1 protein-coding gene and 1 pseudogene are annotated in these 1,551 nt (G+C 48.5%); one reads left to right on the top strand and one right to left on the bottom strand.

The window, feature by feature from the left end; all coding sequences use genetic code 11:
* The coding region (gene glmM / locus AB7U21_RS07920; RefSeq protein WP_428388146.1) for a phosphoglucosamine mutase at positions 1-1,262 on the bottom strand (1,262 nt) is incomplete at its 3' end.
* A 99-nt stretch (positions 1,263-1,361) separates the two neighbouring features.
* Between glmM and AB7U21_RS07915 the strand changes: the two are divergent.
* A pseudogene (locus tag AB7U21_RS07915) lies at positions 1,362-1,551 on the top strand (ATP-dependent sacrificial sulfur transferase LarE); the annotation flags it as partial.

Here is a 1,551-nt window from a genome sequence, read left to right as displayed (position 1 = left end):
ATGCGTATGATCGGATCGGTGCCTGAAGGCCTGATCAGCACCCATCCGTCCTCATACCAGGTCTTCACACCATCCGTAGTATCAACTTTCATCTGCCCGGTGGTTACCTCTGCCTTAAGTTTTTCCATGATCGCCTTTGGATCATGGCATTCGACCTTTGTTTTTGAGTTAAAATATGTAGGCACGCTCTTTGCCATTTCAGAAAGCTTCTTTCCGCCGGCCATGATCTCCAGCAGCTTGGCGCAGGACATAGCACCATCCCTGCAATACTGATGTTCCGGGAAGATAAGTCCCCCATTGCCTTCGCCGCCAAACACAGCTCCAATTTCCATCATCTTGCGTGCTACGTTGATAGAACCTACGGCAGTCCATATCAGATCCACTCCTGCATCTTTTGCAACATCCAGCATTCTCTGGGAAGAGCTTACGGGGGTCACAAGTGTTCCTTTTTTTTGCTGTAACACGTATTTTGCCATCATTGCGAGCAAAACCTCTTCATCGATGAACTTTCCATTCTCATCGAAGAACACAGCACGATCTGCATCACCATCATGAGCCACTCCCATCTGTGCCTTTTCCTTGATGACAAGTTCTGAGAGCTGTGTAAGCACATCCGGAGTGGGCTCAGGATTGCGCGATGGGAATGTACCATCTGCCTGCGCATTGATAGCGATCACCTCGCAACCCAACTGACGCAGCAGGAAAGGCAAAGTAAGGGAACCGGCTCCACATCCTGTATCCGCTATGACCTTGAACTTCTTCTCTCTGACAACATCTGCATTTATAGCGTTGATTATGCCTTTCATGTAAAGGACATTTGCGTTGGTGTCGTGCCTGAGGTCTCCCGTGTGCTGCCAGGTGGCTGGCTGGAACTCCCTGGAGAAATATATCTTTTCGATCTTTGCTTCGTCTTCCCTGGACATCTCGGTGCCGTCACCAGCTATTAACTTAATACCATTGTATTCCCTGGGGTTATGGGACGCCGTGATAACTATTCCTGCATCGGCGTGGTCCCTTACGTAGTACTGTACTGAAGGGGTAGGGCCAATACCTACATCTATAACTGTGAGCCCGGAAGACAAAGCGCCTGCTATTGCAGCAGATTTCAGCATTTCGCCAGATATACGGGTATCTCTTCCAATGGCAACGGTGCCTTTATTACCCATAAATGTGCCAAGGCTTCTTACAATATCCATTACCATCTGAGGTGTCATATACTCATTAGCTATGCCTCTTACTCCATTTGTTCCGAAAAGTTTCATCATTTATCACCGGTCGCGATGGTTATTATGGCATCGCAGTATTTTATCTTTAGTGGTCTGCGAGGTGTAGATATACATCTTCTGAGATAGACATTAGAGATGTTCCTTGACAAAATGCAACAGATAACGGAAGCTCTTGCTTCAAAGAAGAGCGCGGTGGTGGCATTCTCAGGCGGAGTGGACAGTTCCGTCCTTGCCGCCCTTGCCTGCGAAGCATTGGGGGATCACGCGCTGGCAGTCACTATCAATATGTACTCTCTGCCGGCAGGGGAGCTGCAAATGGCAAAAG

The organism is Methanomethylovorans sp., from assembly GCF_050177135.1.
Lineage (GTDB): Archaea > Halobacteriota > Methanosarcinia > Methanosarcinales > Methanosarcinaceae > Methanomethylovorans.
Note: the sequence above shows the minus strand (reverse complement) of the source record. Positions and strands in the feature narration are given on the sequence as shown.